Here is a 17,125-nt window from a genome sequence, read left to right as displayed (position 1 = left end):
TGCGTTGTGTAACCCCCCTCGTCTGTTAGACGGGGGAAACGACAGGCAATAAACACCATAGGATTCCGGCAATTCTATGGTGCCTCCCTTATCCTATTCCTTACCATACAGCTGAATAAATGCTTCCACGCCAGATAGCGCAGCGGCTTCCAGCGCGTCAGGTTCAACCTCAACCGGTTCGAGACCCCACAATATCCTTTCCACCATTTCCGCCTCACACAGCGCTTTAAAGTGCAGGGAGACCTTACGTACTTCAGCCTGACGTATCCATCCTTTTTCCATCAGTTGGCTCATGACTTCGTCAATACTGGAAAGTGTTCTCTTTGGACCCAGCGCATAAAACAGGCGCGATAATTCAGGGAAACGCCCGGCTTCGCCGATCGTCAGACGGTTTAACGCCACAATATCGGGTTTCGTCACCAGTTCCAGGTAGGATCGTCCCAGGTGATGCAGCGTTTCGTCACGCGTCTGACCCTTCGTCGACGAATCCAGCAGTCGCTCCACCATTCCCTTGCCCGCTTCGAGAATATAGGCTTCAAACAGCGCTTCTTTGGAGGAAAAGTAGTTATACAGCGTCACTTTAGAGCTGGTCGCCTCCGCCGCAATAGATTCCATCGTCACCGCAGCAAACCCATGATCCAGAAATAATTTTCCAGCCGCCATCACGAATTGCAAACGCCTAGCTTCTGTTTTTTTACGCATGTTTCTACTCTTCCGCATTTTTTGTGAACGATATAGTACAGGAAATATTGATCTTTGGTCCAGACCATGATTAATTGTACTACATCGTTCAGTTATTGAATTATGAGATACCACCTTCTCGGAACAGCGATTCATCGCATCGCTTTTCTACAGACTGCACGATGAAAGGTATTACACGCTGTATCGCCCGCACCGAACTCAACGATTCTGGCGCAGGCGAGGTACTGATTCTTAGACAAACCATAATAATGGAGAGCACCTGTATGAGCCTGCAATTCCCAAACATCCCCGAATTCACCGGACTTTATCAACCCAGTCGTGTTGAAGTCAGCGTCGTCGATCTCGAAGTCGAAGGGACGCTTCCGGAAGCGATCAAAGGCACCTTTTATCAGGTCGCCCCCGATCCTCACTACCCGCCGATGCTGGGCAAAGATATTTTCTTCAACGGCGACGGTATCGTCAGTGCTTTCCGCTTTGAGAATGGCAGAGTCAGCCTGCAACGGCGCTATGTTGAAACCGAACGCCTCAAAGCACAGCGACGTGAGCATCGCTCCTTAAACGGTACTTACCGTAACGTTTATACCAACGATCCGCTGGCAGCCGACAACAACACCACCGCCAACACGACGGTGATCGAACATAATGGCGTCCTGCTGGCAATGAAGGAAGATGCCTTACCGTGGGCAATGGATCTGGAGACGCTGGAAACGCTGGGTGAATGGGATTTTCACGGGCAAATCACGTCGGCAACCTTCACTGCCCACCCGAAAGTGGACCCGGATACAGGCGCTCTGCTTTGCTTCGCCTATGAAGCAAAAGGCGAAGCAACGCCTGATATTGCCTATTTTGAAATCAGTGCCGAAGGCAAACTGGTGCGAGAGATCTGGTTTCAGGCTCCCTATGCTGCCATGATCCACGACTTTGCCGTCACGCAGAATTACGTCGTTTTCCCCATCATTCCGCTGACTGCCGATCTTGATCGCATGAAAAGCGGCGGCCAACACTTCCAATGGCAGCCGGACCTGCCGCAGCTGTTCGGTATCGTGCCGCGGGACGGTTCCGCCGATGATGTACGCTGGTTTTACGGCCCGGCAAACGGCTTTCAGGGGCATACGCTTAACGCTTATGAAGACGGCAGCAAAATTTTCGTCGATATGCCCGTAACCAACGGTAACGTCTTCTACTTTTTCCCAGAGGAAGGCGGTTATGTCCCGCCGCCGGAAGCGCTGAAAGCGGCGCTGATGCGCTGGACCTTTGATCTAAACGCAGACGATACGACTGTCACTCCGCAATTGCTGACCCGCACACCTTTCCCATGCGAATTTCCACGATGCGATGAGCGCTACAGCGGCAAACCTTATCATTACGGTTTCACGCTGGCTTACGATCCGCAGTTGCCGTTTGATACCACGACGCTCGGGGCTCCACCATTCCAGTTTTTCAACCAGTTGGCCCGCATCAATGTGGCCACAGGGGAAAATGAAATGTGGTATCCGGGCGATGCGCAATGTTTTCAGGAACCGATCTTCATTCCGCGCCATGCACAGGCGGCGGAAGGCGACGGATGGGTCGTCTGCATCATGAACGACCTGAGAAAACGCACATCGGATTTGATCATCCTCGATACCGCTCAATGGACTCAAGGGCCGGTCGCAAGAGTAAAAGTCCCTTTCCGTCTACGGATGTCCCTGCACGGCAACTGGTCAGGGAAATAAACCGAAAACGTGTAATGGAGTAATCGGCCCCGGAAGCCCGGTTTAGTCACGGTGCTTGCGGGGCATTCCCGATATTTACCGCGCATAAAAGCAACTCACATCTCCAACCTTCTGAACGCATATCCATCAGGCTTTCCCTGCTTAATTCCAAAAGAGAAATATTTTCAACAATAGCAAAACCCGCCCACACGCTGCCCAAGCCGTGATAACGTAGACCTCATCAATCGAGCGCTTATAAATCCAATCATGCCCCCGCGATTCCCCACCGTTCACTGTCGGGAATAGTCGGCGTAGTGAGTCATCCGGCAGAACTGAACAGAAAAGGTGATAGTGGTTATGACAAGCAAAAAAACGGCAACAGCATTAGTCGCCGCAGGACGCAGCAAGAAATTCACCCACGGCTCCGTCAACCCCGTTATTCAGCGTGCGTCCTCTTTGGTATTCGATACCGTACAGGACAAAAAACACGCCACGATTAACCGCGCTAAGGGTGCGCTGTTCTATGGCCGCCGTGGCACGCTGACCCATTTCTCGCTTCAGGAAGCGATGGTGGAACTGGAAGGCGGCGCAGGCTGTGTGTTGTACCCGTGCGGTGCAGCGGCTATCTCTAACGCGATTCTCTCTTTCGTCTCAGCAGGCGATCATGTGCTGGTGACCAGTTCAGCCTATGAACCCACGCAGGATTTCTGTAATAAAGTCCTCAGCAAGCTGAACGTCAGCACCACCTATTTCGATCCACTTATCGGTGCCGGTATTGCCGAACTGATCCAGCCTAATACCAAAGTCGTCTTTCTCGAATCGCCCGGCTCCATCACGATGGAAGTACACGATGTACCCGCCATCGTACAAGCCGTGCGCCGCATCAATCCCGACATTATTGTCATGATTGATAACACCTGGGCAGCAGGCATTTTATTCAGGGCATTCGACTTTGATATTGATATCTCCATTCAGTCCGCGACCAAATATATCGTCGGCCATTCCGATGCCATGATAGGCACGGCGGTCGCTAACGAACGCTGCTGGGCGCAACTGCGTGAACACTCCTACCTGATGGGACAAATGGTCGATGCCGATACCGCCTATGTCGCCAGCCGTGGCTTGCGCACATTGGGCGTTAGACTCAAACAGCATCAGGAAAGCAGCATCCGCATTGCCAAGTGGCTGGCGGAGCAACCCGAAGTTGCGGTGGTTAACCACCCTGCCTTACCAGAGTGCAAAGGGCATGAATTCTACGTACGCGACTTTAAGGGCTGCAACGGCTTGTTCTCTTTTGTGCTGAAAGAGAAATTGAGCAAAGAAGCGTTGGCGCACTATCTGGACCATTTTGAGCACTTCAGCATGGCGTACTCCTGGGGCGGCTTTGAATCGCTGATTCTGGCGAATCAGCCGGAAGATCTGGCCGCCATCCGCCCTGTTGGCGGTGTGGATTTTACCGGCACACTTATTCGGTTACATATTGGACTTGAAGACAGTGACGATCTGATCGACGATCTGGCCGCCGGTTTCAGCAGACTGAAAGCTTAGTCTGGCAAGGCATCAGCAAGCTCACCGCTGCCAAACGACAGGAAAAGAAATTAGGCAGGAAATAAAATATAGAAAGTGTGACGGCCATAAAACCGCCGCATCTTGATTTCCCCTGCGGCGCGGTGGGTAATGCGTTATGATAATCATGAGTCAACGCTTACCAAAAACCGCGTTACCTTAACCAAAATTAAGCATTAAGCCCTGCCGCCTTCTCATCATGCGGCAAGGCATTTTGCCCATTAGGGCTTGATAGACAGTAGATTTCAGGTAACCCAGCGTTCCACGCCGCAGCCTGAGAGATAGTGAATATCGTCACTGGCGGGAAGTAATATGAGTGTGGTTCACGACATTATTCAGGCGCTCTGGCAGCAGGATTTTAGTGCATTGGCCGATCCCCACGTCATTTGGGTGATTTACGGCATCCTGTTCACGACGCTGTTTCTGGAGAACGGCCTGCTACCTGCCTCTTTTCTGCCCGGTGATAGCCTGCTGCTGCTCACCGGAGCCATGATTGCCAAAGGCGTGATGAGCTTTTTCCCCACGATGATTCTGCTTACCATCGCCGCCAGTCTGGGCTGCTGGCTCAGCTATCTTCAAGGGCGCTGGCTGAGCGATACCCGATTGGTAAAAGGCTGGCTGTTACAGCTCCCTGCGCATTATCACCAGCGTGCTCATCATCTATTCCACCGTCACGGCCTGATGGCGCTGCTGGTTGGCCGTTTTTTAGCCTTCATTCGCACGCTGCTGCCAACAATGGCGGGGATTTCTGGGTTAAACAATACGCGTTTTCAAATTTTCAACTGGCTCAGCGGGCTGCTGTGGGTCGGGGGGATTGTCACGCTCGGCTATGCGCTCAGCCACATTCCGCTGGTCAAACGCTATGAGGATCAGGTGATGACCGCGCTGATCCTGCTGCCGATTATTTTACTGGTCAGCGGCCTGATCGGCATGGCTGTTGTAGTATGGCGTAAAAAGCGCACAGTCGCCTAATCGGGCAACCGTGCGATTTATTGCTGTATTCAGCTTTCCTCAACCACCATATTACTGGCCTTTAATCTTGCCACTTCATCACCCGGCGTCGCGCCAAAGTAGCGTTTAAATTCCCGGCTAAACTGCGACGCACTCTCATACCCGACGCGAGCGGCTGCAACGCCCGCTCTCAGGCCATCGTTGAGCATCATCACCCGCGCTTTATGCAAGCGGTAGGATTTCAGGTATTGCAACGGCGATGTGTTGGTGACCGCCTTGAAGTTATGATGAAACGCAGAGACGCTCATGTTCACCTCGGCGGCCAGCTGTTCCACACTCAGACTATCGGCGTAGTGATTCTCAATGCGTCGCAGCGCTTTAGTGATCTGGCTGAAGTGCGTGTGCCGATTCACCAACGCCTGCAATGCCGAACCACTTTCGCCACAGAGCATATGGTAGATAATCTCGCGCACAATCGTCGGGCCCAGAACACGAGCATCACGCGGGTTATTCATCACATCCAGCAGTCGCTCAACGGCACACAGAATCTCATCGGTCAGCGGTGCGCTATTCACTCCACACGTGCAGGAACAGGGGCGGATCGCGCTGTCATCATCACCGATGTCGATCAGCAAATCCTGAAGCATTTGGATATCGATGCGGATCGCCATCCCCACCAGCGGGTTCTCAACGCTGGCTATCGTTTCACATTCGAACGGCAGCGGCACGGTCATCAACAGGTAATTTTCCGGGTCATACTGGAAGGTTTTTCCGCCCAGATAGCCAATCTTTTTCCCCTGAAAAATGATGACAATCGTCGGTTCATACATCACCGGCACACGCGGATGATGCTGTTCCGTATACAGAATTCTGACCTGGGGCACGAGAGAAGGCGTGGCCCAGCTTTTGGCTGAACAGCGTATGGCCTGTTGCACGATGCGTTGCCGCGCGGTGGGTTGCTGAACAAGCCGATCGCATTGGCCTTTCGTCAACACGCCTTGGTCTTCAATCAACATAGTGTTATCTCACTACCGTTATTTTTTCCTGCCCGAAGCCTCTCTCCTGACAGAAGAAACAAAATGACATACCTGCGAATTATTATCACCCTTTTCTCCTGCATTCTGGAGAAATAGGCAATAACCAAACAGAAATGTGCATTGAACGTCTTACGTGGGTTGATGACAATATTGAGCATACCGCCATCCCCTCATCCCACGGGAAAAGACATGAATAAAATGATTGAGCTGTTCACCTCACACCGCAGTGAACGTAGCTACCTTGATGAAGCGATTCCCGATGACGTGCTGGATGCCATTATTCAGTCTGCCCATCTGGCACCGACATCCGTAAACTCTCAGCAGGTCTCGCTCATCGTCACCCGCGACCCGAAACGCAAAGCACGCATTGCCGAATTGGCTGGCGGCCAGTCGTGGATTGCCAAAGCTCCCGTATTTATTACCGTAGTGCTAGATATGCACAAAACGCAGGTCGGGATTGCCATGAGCGGAAAGCAGCAACACGCGCATGAAAGTATAGAAAGCCTGATCGCAGGTACAACCGATGTCGGCATCGCGCTTGGCACGCTGATGGCCGCCGCCCGCTCATTTGGGCTGGGTATCGTCCCGATTGGCGGTATTCGTCGCGAACCACAGGCAATGATCGACTTTCTGGAGCTTCCTGAACTGACGTTCCCTGTTGCAGGCGTCGCTATCGGCTATGTGGACACCCCGGCGCATCAGAAGCCGCGCCTGCCACTGAATTCATTCCGCCATGATGAAAGCTATCATCAGGACGTTCTGCCTGCGGCGATTGAGCAATATAACCAAACGCTGGTGACACACTGGCAGCAAACCGGCCGCGCAGACGGCGATAACTGGGGGGATAACACCGCCAGCTACTACCAACACATCTACTTCCCGAAAGTCTTACCCGCAATCCTTCAACAGGGCTTTAAACTGGAGAAATAACCTATGCTAAATTTCACACTCCACACCCCGACCAAGATTCTGTTTGGCGAAGGCCAGATTGCTGAATTAGGCAAAGAGATTCCTGCCGATGCTCGCATCCTCATCACCTACGGCGGCGGCAGCGTGAAGCACAACGGCGTGCTGGATCAGGTCTATCGCGCCTTAGAAGGCCGCAACGTACGCGAATTTTCCGGCATTGAACCGAACCCGACTTATGAAACGCTGATGAAAGCCGTCGAGGTCGTTCGTGCAGAGAAGATTGATTTCCTGCTGGCGGTTGGCGGAGGTTCTGTCGTCGATGGCACGAAATTTATCGCGGCTGCCGCAGACTATCAGGCGGCGCAAGACCCGTGGCATATTCTGCAAACGGGTGGCGCGGAAATCGATCGCGGCGTCGCACTGGCAGCCGTGCTCACCCTGCCTGCGACCGGTTCTGAATCCAACAACGGCGCGGTCATCACCCGTAAATCAACCAACGATAAGCTCGCTTTCCGCTCACGCCACACGCAGCCGCTTTTTGCGGTGCTCGACCCGGTTGTGACCTACACCCTGCCCGCTCGCCAGATCGCGAACGGTGTGGTCGATGCCTTCGTTCACACCGTTGAGCAGTACCTGACGTATTCCGTCGATGCCAAAGTACAGGATCGTTTTGCGGAAGGGTTGCTGCTGACGCTGGTTGAAGAAGGTCCGCGCGCGCTGGCTGAACCGGAAAACTACAAGGTCAGAGCCAATGTGATGTGGAGCGCCACCATGGCGTTGAACGGCCTGATTGGCGCAGGCGTGCCGCAGGACTGGTCAACCCACATGCTGGGACACGAATTAACGGCGCTGCACGGTCTTGACCATGCCCAGACGCTGGCTATCGTCCTCCCCGCCATGCTGACGGCAAGAAAAGCCCAGAAGCGCGACAAACTGCTGCAATACGCCGAGCGCGTCTGGAACCTGCGTGACGGTAGCGAAGATCAGCGCATCGACGGCGCGATTGCCGCCACACGTGACTTCTTCGAGAAAATGGGCGTGCCGACCCGCATGTCGGACTATCAGTTGGATGGCAGCGCCATTCCAACGCTGGTCGCCAAACTCAGCGAGCACGGCCTGACTGCCCTAGGCGAGCATCGTGACATCACGCTGGAAGAAAGCCAGAAGATTTATGAGGCAGCGCGTTAAGCCCCTCTAATCCCAATCCTTCGAGTGACAGGAGAAAACGCTATCGTTTAACCATATCGATACTCTAAATAATTCAAGTTTCAGGAAGGCGGCAAGCGAGGGAATCCCGATGAGCTTACTCAAGTAAGTGATTCGGGTGAGTGAACGCAGCCAACGCACATGCAACTTGAAGTATGACGAGTATATACCCTCAATGCTGTGTCTGTTAAAGGGAGCCGCTCGGCTAATATTGGTCACTTAAGCCCGTTATCAGGGGAAACACAAGGGGAGGTTCCCGCAGGGACGCCTCACCCCTGTGGTCGCCCCGTGTATCTCGATGCTTAAACGATCGGCATTAAGTCAATCGGCTCCCTTTATCATCAGGCAACGTATAACTGATGCATTTTTCTACTAGAATGAAATCATATGCCTGTTCCTGCTAGGGATCACGTTCCGCTATGTCCGTGATATGAACAGGTCGCCCATCCAGTTAACCCTATGATACGTTTATGGATTAACGGATATAAAAGGAGAATGAGATGACGCAACCGAAAGTTAAGCTGGCGGACGGCAATATCATGCCCCAGTTGGGCCTTGGGGTCTGGCGAGCAAGCAGTGAGGACACGGTGATCGCCGTGACTGAAGCCTTGTCCATCGGTTATCGAGCGATCGATACCGCCGCGATTTATAAGAACGAGGAAGCGGTCGGTCAGGCGCTGAGTTCCGCAAATCTACCGCGTGAAGAGGTGTTCATCACCACCAAACTCTGGAATGGCGATCACACCGATCCCCAACAGGCGCTGGAAGAGAGTCTGCGGAAGCTTCGGTTAGACTACGTCGATCTCTACCTGATTCACTGGCCATTACCGCAACAGAATACCTTTGTAGATGCCTGGCGCGGGCTCATCAAGCTTCAGGAACAAGGTCTGGCGAAAAGTATCGGCGTCAGTAATTTCCATATCCACCACTTACAGCGGTTAAAAGAAGAAACGGGCGTCTTGCCTGTCATCGATCAGGTCGAACTGCACCCGCTTCTTCAGCAAAAACAGCTCCACGCCTGGAATGCCACACACCATATTCAGACTGAATCCTGGAGCCCGCTGGCGCAGGGTGGCGAAGGGGTCTTTGATCACCCGATTATCCGCAAACTGGCGATGAAATACGGGAAAACACCGGCACAGATCGTGATCCGCTGGCATCTGGACAGCGGGTTGGTGGTGATCCCTAAATCAGTGACACCTGCACGTATCAAGGAAAACTTCGAGGTGTTCGATTTCCGTCTGGATAAAGACGAGCTGGGTGAAATTGCCAAGCTGGACAGCGGAAAACGCCTGGGTTCAGATCCTGACGAACCGAGAAACGACTAACCCGCCTTTGATGCCAGCATTCCCCCTGCTGGCATTTTTTCTTTAATCAGCAAACTGAATCTCATACACATCGCTACGGCAATGTGCCTCGCTGTATTCCAGCAGTTCACCCTGTTCGTTGTAAACATGCAGTTGGCAATACAGCACGGGTGCCCCCGCTACGATACCAAGGCGTTCGGCAATCTCTTCTGCACAGGACATTGCTTTAAAACGATAGCGTTTTTTATCCGGTGTGATCCCACGCGCCACCCAATATTGATAGAGGGACTGCTCAAGCGCTTCCGGGTTGGGTAGGAATTTTTGCGGTATCCAGGTCGTTTCCAGCGAGACAGGTTCGCCATTGCTGAGCCGGACGCGTCGCAGGTAGGTGACGGCTTCCTCTTCCGGCTGAGACATTTTTGCAGCAACAGTAGCAGGTGGAACCTGTATTACCTTCTCCAGCCAGAGGCTGCCGGCAACACCGCCTTGTTTCAGGACCAGTGCGGTGAACCCTTCGTCTTCAGTACTCAACGCATAATTAAGCCGTTGGGCAACGCGAGTCCCAACCCCCTGCTGGCGAACAATCAGCCCCTTCTCTTCCAGTAACGACAAAGATCGGGAAACCGTTACTCTCGATAATCCCAACTGTTGCGCAATCAATCTTTCCGCAGGTAAGAACTGGCCTGATAACGTCTTCCGGCGGCCGATTTCTGATTCAAGCAACGACGCAAGCTGCATATAGCGGGGTGCCGACGACGCCACAGCAAGCTGATCCCTGACCCAAAGCAGTAATTCCCGCATAGTACGGCCTTTTCAATAACGCAGCATTCTGGCTACGTATGAGTTAAAACAGAAGTGAACCTGATTCCAGGACGCCACGAAATACTCTGATTCTGAATTTGTTGTAATAAAAAATATTTTTATGACTCATTAAACCCAGTATCCGAAATATTCCCTTAGTGCAGAGCGACATCACTCTATAAGGTATCGTCCGCACAGGTCCGTATCTTTAATTTTGCTGTGTCTGAATAGAAGTGGATCACATTAAGAAACAAACGAGGGCGGGAGATAGTGCCGTTACGTCCGTAACGGCGAAGGATTGTTGGCAGAATAGAAACTCACATCGCCGTCTGTACGATAAGCTGTCCCGTCGAGCCGCGATCGGCCAATTCCAGCGTCTGGCTGTAATAGAGGAAAGGGAACGCCATTGAGGAAGGCTGCATGAAATACACCAGCAGTTCGACATCGTTATCCACCCATACCGTATCTTTCCAGCCGCTGTCTTCCACCGCGGGTGGGCGACCATTCGCGCTGCGCACCAGAAACTTAACGCCCTGAATATGGAATGCCTGCGGCGTATCGGCGTGGATAATCCAGCGTTCACAGCGGCCAAGCTGAGTTTGCACATCAGCACGCGTCATGTCCCACATCGCACCGTTGATACCAGGCAGACTGTCACCCAGACGGAACTCACGCGTGCGGCTGATGCTGCCTTCAATGATGTTGTCGGCCAGCAAACGCATCGGCAGGTTGTCCGTGACTAATGGCAACAGCCCCGTCGGTTTAAGCGTAACAATTTGGGTAGAAATCAGGATGCTGGAAGGCTCGAACAAGCCGCGCAGGCGATCCATAATCCCAGCCGACTCACCTGCCGTCAGCGTGACCTCTTCGCCTTGCGACATATCGACCAGTATTTCGCGTCGTTCTCCAGGCGCGAGCGACAGTTGGTTCACCGCCATTGGTGCCGGTAATAGCCCTTGATCGCTGGCGATCACATGCATCGCTCGGCCATCACTGAGCCGCATTACGTAACGCCGGGAGTTCGACGCGTTCAACAATCTCAGGCGAACCCAGCCGCGAGAAACTTCAACAAAGGGGTTTTGCACGCCATTAACTAACAGCGAGTCACCGACGAACCCACCGTTAGAAGGCGGGTTGTAGAGAGGGACACCAAAGTTATCCAGTCGTTTATCCTGAATAATCAATGGGAAATCATCGACACCGTAGTGATTAGGTAGCGGCAAAGATTTGCTGGTGCTGTCTTCCACCAGCCACAGCCCTGCCAATCCATTATAAATATGGGGTGCCATGCGATTCGGCGTATTCGCATGATACCAGCAGGTCGCCGCTGGCTGACGAACGGGCAATACCGGTGACCAGTCGGTTCCTGGAGAAATAATGCGGGCAGCACCACCCATCAGCGGCCCTGGCACCTGCAACCCGCCAATCGTCATCGCGACAGGCTCATTCAGACGGTTGCTGTAGATCAGCTTAACGTCATCGCCGTCATAGACTCGCACCGTCGGCCCTAAATAACGGCCGTTAATTCCCCAAATGGACGTCTTACGATCGCCAGAAAATGCCCAATGAGCACGCTGCATCGTCAGAAAAAGAGGCTGGCCTCGGCGCGACTCCAGTAATGGCGGTATCGGCAATGCGGTGGGATTCCCACTAGCTTTCGCTGCTAGTGGCGTCATACCCGCACATAACGCAAGGCCCGATGCCTGAATAAACTGACGTCGGCTGAGTGACATAATGACTCCGTAAATCCATTAACCGTAAGCAAAGTTTAACTTCCGATTCGTTCTTGAATAGACAATCGGAAGAAATAATCGCGTAACCCGAGGGGAAAGTTATTTTTTATTTGCGGCTTCGCGCGCCGCCACTTCCGCATCCAGCGCCGCAATCTTGGCCGCCATCACATCATGGCAATGTGTCGCCAGTTCACGGACCTGATCTTTGGTGTACGCACGGGTATCAATCGGTGGCAACATTTCTACGATAACGAGGCCGTTATTCCAGCGGTTCAGTTTCACCTTATTGCTGGTGGTAGAAACACAAATCGGCACAATCGGCACTTCTGCGCTAATCGCGGCATGAAAGGCACCGGTCTTGAATGGCATCAAGCCACGTCCACGGCTGCGTGTCCCTTCAGGGAACATCCAGATAGAGGTATTACGCTCTTTAATATGCTTCACGACCTGAGCGATGGTGCCATGCGCTTTGGCGCGATTTTCACGATCAATCAGCAAATTACCCGTCAACCAGTACAGCGGTCCGAAGAACGGAATCCACAGCAGACTTTTTTTACCGACGGTAACGGTACGAGGCTGAACCGCGCTGGAAACCGTCACCATATCGTAATTATTCTGATGATTCGCGATATAGATGCAATTGCCATAATGCGCCGCTTCTTCCGGTATCCGCATTTCTACTTTCAGGCCAAACACGACGGACAAACGGCCAAAAAGACGACCGAAAGTTGCCACATGACGGGGATTTCGAGGGCTGAACAGACAGTAAAACAAGCCAAAAATACAGATCAAGATCGAAAATATGACAACAACAAAAAAACGCAAAATGGATAACATAGCAACCTCATTAGCCAACAGCCGCCGCTAGTATAGCGATTCCGCGCGAAAACACACGGTGATTCAATTTGCTGCGGGATAGCAACCGGAAACCAAAGAAAGGCGGTAAACACCGCCTTTCTACATGCACAATGACAATAGGGAGGCGTTATTCTTCGCTGCTGCCAGTATCAGCCTGCGGCGGCGCATCCACCTCAATCCGATCGATGCGTTGCAGCCCACGCAGTAACGTACCTTTCCGTCCACGCTCGCCCTGATACTTCTGAAGCTCGTTTGGACGCAGCAACAGCTTACGCTTACCGAAATACAGCGTGACGGAAGCCTGTGGTGGCAGCAGATACAGCCAGGTCAGGCGGTCTTTGCCTTCCGCAAAATCAGCAGAAGAGATGGACACAATCTTGTTGCCCTTCCCTTTCGACAACTGTGGCAAATCAGAGACAGGGAACAGCAGCATTCTGCCTGCGGCGGTGATCGCCATCAGCAGGTTATCGTCGCCTTTGATCTCGATCGGTGTCAGCGCCTTCGCATTATCCGGCAGCGTAATAATCGCTTTACCTGCGCGGTTACGTGCGACCAGATCGTTGAAGGTACAGACAAATCCATAGCCCGCGTCCGACGCCATCAGCAACGGCTGATCGTCTGCGGCCATCAGCACCTGTTCAATCGTCGCGCCCGGCGGCGGCGTAAGTTTGCCCGTTAGCGGCTCGCCCTGACCGCGTGCAGAAGGCAGCGTGATCGGGTCCAGCGCGTAGCTACGGCCAGTGGAGTCAATAAACACCACGGGTTGATTGCTCTTGCCTTTCGCCACGGCGCGGAAGCTGTCGCCCGCTTTATAGCTCAGCCCAGTAGGATCGATGTCATGTCCTTTGGCACTGCGCACCCAGCCCATTTCCGATAGCACAATGGTAACGGGTTCTGACGGCACAAAGTCGTGCTCGCTCATCGCTTTTGATTCACTGCGCTCATGCAGCGGCGAACGACGATCGTCACCGTAGGCTTGCGCATCCGCCTGAATCTCTTTCTTAATCAGATTGCTGAGCTTACGATCGGATGCCAGCAGCGCTTGAAGCTGATCGCGCTCTTTTGCCAAATCATCCTGCTCACCGCGGATTTTCATCTCTTCCAGCTTGGCCAAGTGACGTAATTTCAGCTCCAGGATCGCTTCAGCCTGTGTTTCACTCAGGCTGAACTGGCGCATCAGAACGGGCTTCGGCTCGTCTTCCGTGCGGATGATATGAATCACTTCATCAATGTTCAGGAACGCAATCAGCAAGCCTTCAAGGATATGCAGGCGCTTGAGCACTTTTTCCAGACGGTAGTTCAGACGGCGGCACACGGTGTCACGACGGAAGACCAGCCATTCGCTCAGGATCTCGACCAGCCCTTTCACGCTAGGACGACCATCCAGACCGATCATGTTCATGTTAACGCGATAACTCTTTTCCAGATCGGTCGTGGCGAACAGGTGGTTCATCACCTGGTCCATATCGATACGGTTCGAGCGTGGCACCAGCACCAAACGAGTTGGATTCTCGTGATCGGATTCATCGCGCAGGTCTTCCACCATCGGCAGCTTCTTCGCACGCATCTGGCTGGCGATCTGCTCCAGCACTTTGGCGCCGGAAACCTGATGTGGCAGTGCGGTAATGACGACATCGCCGTCTTCTTTCTTCCAGACCGCACGCATACGCACTGAACCACGGCCATTCTGGTAGAGTTTGCGCACTTCATCGCGTGGCGTAATGATTTCGGCTTCCGTCGGGAAATCTGGCCCCTGAACATGCTGGAGCAAATCGTCCAGCGAAGCCTTCGGGTTTTCCAGCAGCATGACGGCTGCCGCAGCGACTTCACGCACGTTGTGCGGCGGAATATCCGTTGCCATCCCGACGGCGATCCCGGTGGTGCCGTTCAGCAGAATATTAGGCAGACGCGCAGGCAGCATCTTCGGCTCTTGCATCGTGCCATCAAAATTCGGGGTGTAATCGACCGTGCCCTGCCCTAACTCTGACAGCAGCACTTCCGCGTATTTGGACAACCGCGATTCGGTATAACGCATGGCGGCGAACGATTTCGGATCGTCCGGTGCCCCCCAGTTTCCCTGACCATCCACCAGCGGATAGCGGTAAGAGAACGGCTGCGCCATCAGCACCATCGCTTCATAACAGGCGCTGTCGCCGTGCGGGTGGTATTTACCCAGCACGTCACCCACGGTACGGGCGGATTTTTTAAATTTGGCGCTGGAATTCAGTCCCAGCTCGGACATCGCATACACAATGCGACGCTGCACAGGTTTCAGGCCATCGCCAATGAACGGCAATGCCCTGTCCATGATGACGTACATGGAATAATTCAGATATGCATTTTCGGTAAACGTGCGCAGCGCAAGGCTTTCTGCGCCGTCATGAGCCATTTCACTCATTTATCTCACTTCCCTCACATCGCGGCGCGATGGTTACGCTTTCCGGCACGCCATAGCGGCGGTATGTTTGGCGGGAATAGTACCTTATCTGATGAGGTGATGTCACAGGGAACAATCTCGCAGAGAACCGTGTCGCGGCTCCACGCCGATAATGACTGATGTGAATCCGACGGCTACCGGAGCAGGCGGCTAGCGGTAGCGATGAACACTCGGATGATCGGCGGTAATCGTCTCGCCATATACGGATATCGACGACTGATCAGGTCGCAGCATCGGTTGCCCCTTGCGGCCCAACAGAATGCGTTCAACGGCGGCACCAAAAGACGCCCCTTCAAACCAGAATGCCTCATGGATAAAGCTCATCCCGTAGCAGGCACCTGCGCTATCCATCAGCAAGGCAGCGTGAGAATGATGGGTTTCACCAACGAGAATCAACGTCGAGTTCAGAATACCTTGCCACTCGAGCAGCGTTTCATCTTCCTGCAAATCTTCGCTGCCGCCAAAAACGATGTCGCCGCTGGCACACGCTTCCCCTGCACCGCACTGCCCGACCGTCAGCCCACTGAACGCGTGCAGGATAGCGAAGGCCGGGTGATTCTCCGGCACAAACGGCGGAATTGATTGTGCTTCAGCACGCGGCCAGCCTGCCGCCAGAAAAAGCGGAAGAACGGATTCGGGTATTTCAATCGGCATCGTTAGTCATCTCGCGGTGGCAGCTAAAAAAGGTCAGCATGTATTTCGCAACCGCTGACGGATAGCGCGTATTGCGCTCATCCTTATCGTGTCATTGGGCGGAGTCAGATCGTTCTGGTTTACCAGCAGATCCAGAGAGGAAGCATCGCCCACGCCACGCAGCGCACAGAATATCAGTAAGGTGTGATGTTCCGTCGTCGCCAGCGGTAACAGCCGCATCAGGAAAGTGCGAACGGCGGTTGCCTGCTCATTGGTCGCCACAACGCCGCCTTTGATGCTCAGGAGTAAGTTATAGGCCGTGGTAAGGCGCCACGCCGTGTCGGGTGCCTGTTCAGGAGCCTGCATGACTGCGGGAAAGAAAGCGATCAGCGCATCCACTGCGGCATGAGACCGAAGCTCTTCCAGTAGGCCAATCACATACGCGGCACTGTCTGGTTCAGCCGCCAACACGCCGAGTGCTTCAATCCCTTCCTCAGCATAAGCGCCTGCAATTTCAGCCCATTTCGCTAACGGAACAACGTGTGTGCCGTCGGGCAAGTACGGTGAGTGAGACCAGTTAAACTCAGCGGATAGCCGATTAAGCTCATCGCGTAACCCCGGCAAGCGCGCTTTCGCCGCCGCAAGAATATGCTCTACTTCCAGCGTGTTACGCCGAGCCTTCGACCTAAGTGCAGCAATCTTCATCGACAAATACCCTATCAACCATCAGAACAGCGCACGGATAGCAACGCGGCTAGCCATCTTTTCCATAAATGCCAATCACGTGACGAGCCTGAAACATCACACGCTGGCCGCACCGCACGCAGTCACTTCCCTTCGGGTCATTATCTAAAACACCTTCGTAAAACGCGTGATGCTTTTTCGTCACTCTGACCCACATCCTTTCCACCGCCAGCTCATCCGCGCCTGCGGTTTTTTCCATACGGAAGATCAACTTAACAAAATCGCCGGGTGCTAATGATTCACGCACCGCGTTGTCTGGAATCCAGAATGAGTCCGGGTACTCGCGGTTAAGCGCTTCGCCATCGTCCAGCTCGTAGCGATCGGTTTCATACGTCGGCAGTTTCATTACACCTCATTGATACATCACGCATATACCGTCGCGTCAGTATTGATAACACACATACCGTTTCATTAAGAATTATTCATCATCATTGCAACAACAAATGATAATGCTTAGCATATTGATAATAATTATCATTTCCACATGATAATTAATGTTATTCGACGTCTTGCATTTCCTTTGCAGACGTTAGCTACCAGCACGCCA

15 protein-coding genes are annotated in these 17,125 nt (G+C 53.2%); 6 read left to right on the top strand and 9 right to left on the bottom strand.

Features of this window, described 5'->3' with window-relative positions:
• Positions 1–93: 93 nt before the first annotated feature.
• Entirely contained in the window at positions 94–702 is a 609-nt protein-coding gene (locus tag EDI29_RS09295; RefSeq protein WP_137740665.1) for a TetR/AcrR family transcriptional regulator, read from the bottom strand.
• Positions 703–863: 161 nt separating this feature from the next.
• Here EDI29_RS09295 and EDI29_RS09290 point away from each other — a divergent pair, with 161 nt between their 5' ends.
• The 3 genes from EDI29_RS09290 to EDI29_RS09280 all read left to right on the top strand — a co-directional run bounded on the left by EDI29_RS09290 (position 864) and on the right by EDI29_RS09280 (position 4,934).
• Positions 864–2,417: a carotenoid oxygenase family protein gene (locus EDI29_RS09290; protein ID WP_206664358.1), complete on the top strand. Its 1,554-nt coding sequence runs from the start codon at positions 864–866 to the stop codon at positions 2,415–2,417.
• Between the two features lie 336 nt (positions 2,418–2,753).
• A complete protein-coding gene (gene metC / locus EDI29_RS09285) occupies positions 2,754–3,944 on the top strand; it encodes a cystathionine beta-lyase (RefSeq protein ID WP_137740664.1) in 1,191 nt (396 codons plus the stop codon).
• Between the two features lie 330 nt (positions 3,945–4,274).
• Positions 4,275–4,934, top strand: coding sequence for a DedA family protein (locus EDI29_RS09280; RefSeq protein ID WP_107170935.1), 660 nt, complete (start codon positions 4,275–4,277; stop codon positions 4,932–4,934).
• Positions 4,935–4,963: 29 nt separating this feature from the next.
• Here EDI29_RS09280 and EDI29_RS09275 read toward each other — a convergent pair whose 3' ends face one another.
• Positions 4,964–5,929 carry an AraC family transcriptional regulator gene (locus EDI29_RS09275; protein ID WP_137740663.1) on the bottom strand — a complete coding sequence of 322 codons (966 nt, stop codon included), beginning with the start codon at positions 5,927–5,929 and terminating at the stop codon, positions 4,964–4,966.
• 210 nt (positions 5,930–6,139) lie between these two features.
• Between EDI29_RS09275 and EDI29_RS09265 the strand changes: the two genes are divergently transcribed.
• The 3 genes from EDI29_RS09265 to dkgA all read left to right on the top strand — a co-directional run bounded on the left by EDI29_RS09265 (position 6,140) and on the right by dkgA (position 9,393).
• Entirely contained in the window at positions 6,140–6,880 is a 741-nt protein-coding gene (locus tag EDI29_RS09265; protein WP_137740661.1) for an NADPH-dependent oxidoreductase, read from the top strand.
• Between the two features lie 3 nt (positions 6,881–6,883).
• Positions 6,884–8,047 carry an alcohol dehydrogenase gene (gene yqhD, locus EDI29_RS09260; RefSeq protein WP_137740660.1) on the top strand — a complete coding sequence of 388 codons (1,164 nt, stop codon included), beginning with the start codon at positions 6,884–6,886 and terminating at the stop codon, positions 8,045–8,047.
• Positions 8,048–8,565: 518 nt separating this feature from the next.
• Positions 8,566–9,393, top strand: coding sequence for a 2,5-didehydrogluconate reductase DkgA (gene dkgA / locus EDI29_RS09255; protein ID WP_137740659.1), 828 nt, complete (start codon positions 8,566–8,568; stop codon positions 9,391–9,393).
• A 42-nt stretch (positions 9,394–9,435) separates the two neighbouring features.
• Here dkgA and EDI29_RS09250 read toward each other — a convergent pair whose 3' ends face one another.
• The 7 genes from EDI29_RS09250 to EDI29_RS09220 form a co-directional block, all read right to left on the bottom strand.
• Complete coding sequence (locus EDI29_RS09250; protein ID WP_137740658.1) at positions 9,436–10,173, bottom strand: GntR family transcriptional regulator; 738 nt, start codon at positions 10,171–10,173, stop codon at positions 9,436–9,438.
• 317 nt (positions 10,174–10,490) lie between these two features.
• The gene (ftsP, locus tag EDI29_RS09245; RefSeq protein ID WP_137740657.1) at positions 10,491–11,906 is read right to left on the bottom strand and encodes a cell division protein FtsP; all 1,416 of its coding nucleotides are present in this window, start codon (positions 11,904–11,906) and stop codon (positions 10,491–10,493) included.
• A gap of 99 nt (positions 11,907–12,005) precedes the next feature.
• Positions 12,006–12,743: a 1-acylglycerol-3-phosphate O-acyltransferase gene (locus EDI29_RS09240; RefSeq protein WP_137740656.1), complete on the bottom strand. Its 738-nt coding sequence runs from the start codon at positions 12,741–12,743 to the stop codon at positions 12,006–12,008.
• A gap of 148 nt (positions 12,744–12,891) precedes the next feature.
• On the bottom strand, positions 12,892–15,162 hold the full coding sequence (gene parC / locus EDI29_RS09235; RefSeq protein WP_137740655.1) for a DNA topoisomerase IV subunit A: 2,271 nt from the start codon (positions 15,160–15,162) through the stop codon (positions 12,892–12,894).
• A 189-nt stretch (positions 15,163–15,351) separates the two neighbouring features.
• A complete protein-coding gene (locus EDI29_RS09230) occupies positions 15,352–15,855 on the bottom strand; it encodes an SUKH-3 domain-containing protein (RefSeq protein WP_137740654.1) in 504 nt (167 codons plus the stop codon).
• 33 nt (positions 15,856–15,888) lie between these two features.
• A complete protein-coding gene (locus tag EDI29_RS09225) occupies positions 15,889–16,539 on the bottom strand; it encodes a hypothetical protein (RefSeq protein WP_137740653.1) in 651 nt (216 codons plus the stop codon).
• Between the two features lie 49 nt (positions 16,540–16,588).
• Positions 16,589–16,924: a DUF2314 domain-containing protein gene (locus EDI29_RS09220; RefSeq protein WP_137740652.1), complete on the bottom strand. Its 336-nt coding sequence runs from the start codon at positions 16,922–16,924 to the stop codon at positions 16,589–16,591.
• Positions 16,925–17,125 lie beyond the last annotated feature (201 nt).

The sequence above is a fragment of the Pectobacterium polonicum genome, from assembly GCF_005497185.1.
Taxonomy (GTDB): domain Bacteria; phylum Pseudomonadota; class Gammaproteobacteria; order Enterobacterales; family Enterobacteriaceae; genus Pectobacterium; species Pectobacterium polonicum.
The sequence above is the reverse complement of the archived record's forward strand: the minus strand, read 5'-3'. Positions and strand labels throughout refer to the sequence as shown.